The sequence below is a fragment of the Mesorhizobium sp. M1E.F.Ca.ET.041.01.1.1 genome, assembly GCF_003997355.1.
Lineage (GTDB): Bacteria > Pseudomonadota > Alphaproteobacteria > Rhizobiales > Rhizobiaceae > Mesorhizobium.
This window is the reverse complement of record NZ_RZSL01000765.1, coordinates 1-2,392: the sequence shown is the minus strand read 5'-3', so window position 1 is coordinate 2,392 and position 2,392 is coordinate 1. Positions and strand designations below refer to the sequence as shown.

Genomic DNA, 2,392 nt, shown 5'->3' with positions numbered 1-2,392 from the left:
CTTCAAGGGCGAGCTGCGCCGGCTGTTTGCCGACATCACCGTCTCCAACTCGATCTGCTTTTCCGAGGACGGGACGATCGCCTACTACACCGACACCGCGACCGGGCTCCTGATGCGCGTCACCTGCGATCCGGCAAACGGCCTGCCGACAGGCGAGCCGAAAGTCTTCGTCGACCACCGCTCGCAGAAAGGCTATGTCGACGGCTCCGTCGTCGACCGCGACGGCGTTCTCTGGAACGCGGTCTGGGGCGGCAAGGCGGTGAAGGCGTATTCGCCCGACGGCATGCTGCTGCGCGAAATCGCGATGCCGGTGACGCAACCCTCATGCCCGGCTTTTATCGGCCAGAAGGCCGACCGCATTGCGGTGACGTCGGCCTGGAAGGGCAAGGACGAGAAACAGCGCGCGCTCGATCCGCAGGCCGGCATGACCTTTCTTCTCGATATTCCCGTCAGCGGCCGCTTCGAGCCGCGCGTGCTGATCGCCTGAGCAGTTTAGCACTGCTGTCACGCAACCGTCCGGGCCGGTCGGTTTCCCGCAAGCCGATCGCAACGGCCATGCGATGGTAGCTTGATTACGCCGGGAGCTTCCATGCCGCGCAACGGGCCGACGCTGATCCTTGTCCACGAGCCGGAGAAGGCCTGTTTCGACAGGCTCGTCGCGGACGGCTACCCGGCGGAACGCGCCATCGAGATATCGTCCTATCTGGCGCAGTCGACCGATCTCGCCTGCGAATTCGGCCAGCTCGCCGCCGCTTGCGAAAAGCGCGGTCTTGCCTTTTTGCCGGTCGAACTGGACGATGCGGCGGCCCTACTGGCGAAAGCCGATCCGGCCAAAACGCTCGTCTGGACACTGACCGACGGCATCGCCTATTTCCGTGGCGGCGCTTCGCCCGCGCTGGCAAGGCTGAACGGGCTGAAAACCGTCGGCGCCGACGATTCGTTGCTCGCGCTCTGCCAGGACAAGTTCCGCTCCGGCGCCGTGCTCGGCGCACTCGGCCTGCCGGTCCCGCCGGCTGGTCTGGCGCGCAACGGCGCGTGGCTGGTCGAGCCCCCGGCCTCGCCGGCCGGCTGGTTCGTCAAGCCCAACCGGCTCGGCGCCAAGATCGGCATCTGGCCGGATTCGCGCGCGGCTGATCTTGGCCACGCGCTGGAGCTTAGCCGGCGCGTCTTTGCCCATTACCGCGACGATGTCGTCGTCCAGCCCTACGTCGCCGGCCGCAATGCGCGCGCGAGCTTCCTCGGGTTGAGGCCAGAAACCGGTGTCGAGGCGCTCGGCATCGCCTTCGTCGAATCCGGCGGCGACTTCCAGACCATGGCCGACAGCATGGCGCTCTATGGCGATACGGGGCAGGCTGCAAAGGATGCTGGAAACTACGCCGAACCTGAGCTCGAGCCGGTCGCCGCCGGCCAGCCGGCGGCCGATCGGGCGATCCGCGCCATCGCGCAAAAGCTGATCGCCGGGCTTGGCCTGAAGGACGTCTTCTCGATCGATCTCAGGGTCGAGGCCGACGACACGATCCATCTCATCGAGTTCGAAGTCTGCCCCGGTCTGCCCTGCTTCGATTTCCGAGACTATTGCCGCAGGCAATGGGGCATGAGTTTAGCCGACGCGATGGCGGAGACGGCGGCCAGCCGGCTGAGGATATAGGCTTCGGGATTGGACCGGCCTGCGGCGGTGGAGCAGTTTTGAGAGGCTGGCGGGACAGCACCCCCCTCTGGCCTGCCGGCCATCTCCCCCGCAAGGGGGGAGATCGGCAGCTTCATCGGCGGCGCTCTTCCTCCAAACACGTGGGCGATTGGCGAAAAGCGGCGTGACGTCCGATCTCCCCCCTTGCGGGGGAGATGTCCGGCAGGACAGAGGGGGGTGTGAAGGAACGCGGCGCCACGGTACCTTTCTTAATTCATTCGCATGGGGATGATGAAGCGCAAGGGCCTCGGCCAATCTCCAGCGTGCCCCAACACCCGACCACCAAAACCCCCCGCGCCGAGTCCCTATACCCCCTCGACCAGCACGATCTCGCCGTCGGCGACCTTCTGGCGGATGGCGACGGCGCGCTGATATTCCGGCGAGTGGTAGCACTCGTGCGCCGCGGCGAGCGACTCGAACTCGATGATGACGTTGCGCGCGCGGCCGGGTCCTTCAGCCTTCTCGTGCTCGCCGCCGCGCGCCAGGAATTTCACGCCGAAACGATCGAAGGCGAGCTTGGCGGCGGCGACATAATCCTTGTAGCCTTCCGGGTCGCGCACATCGACGCGAGCGATCCAGTATCCCTTGGGCATTCTTTTTCTCCTGTTTGAAAATCAGGCCGACTGCATCTCGGCCAGGATCGCCTCGGCCGCCGCGCGCCGGTCGGGCGCCTTGACGATCGGCCGGCCGACGACGAGGTGGCTG

General features: G+C 66.1%; 3 protein-coding genes and 1 pseudogene. 2 read left to right on the top strand and 2 right to left on the bottom strand.

What is annotated here, in order from left to right:
- Window positions 1-487 (top strand): SMP-30/gluconolactonase/LRE family protein (locus EOA38_RS33800; RefSeq protein WP_145966205.1); only part of this gene is annotated, 487 nt, incomplete at its 5' end.
- 102 nt (window positions 488-589) lie between these two features.
- Entirely contained in the window at window positions 590-1,648 is a 1,059-nt protein-coding gene (locus EOA38_RS33795) for a D-alanine:D-lactate ligase-like protein (RefSeq protein ID WP_127301267.1), read from the top strand.
- 344 nt (window positions 1,649-1,992) lie between these two features.
- On the opposite strand, the gene EOA38_RS33785 is transcribed toward EOA38_RS33795, so the two are convergent.
- Window positions 1,993-2,280 (bottom strand): DUF1330 domain-containing protein, encoded by a 288-nt coding sequence (locus EOA38_RS33785; protein WP_127301266.1) that lies wholly within the window; start codon window positions 2,278-2,280, stop codon window positions 1,993-1,995.
- A gap of 21 nt (window positions 2,281-2,301) precedes the next feature.
- Window positions 2,302-2,392: pseudogene (locus EOA38_RS33780) on the bottom strand (orotidine-5'-phosphate decarboxylase); the annotation flags it as partial.

What these genes read in the sequence shown, in the direction of transcription:
- EOA38_RS33795 (WP_127301267.1), top strand. Translation starts at nt 590, where the DNA reads ATGCCGCGCAACGGGCCGACGCTGATCCTTGTCCACGAGCCGGAGAAG.
- EOA38_RS33785 (WP_127301266.1), bottom strand. Translation starts at nt 2,280, where the DNA reads ATGCCCAAGGGATACTGGATCGCTCGCGTCGATGTGCGCGACCCGGAA.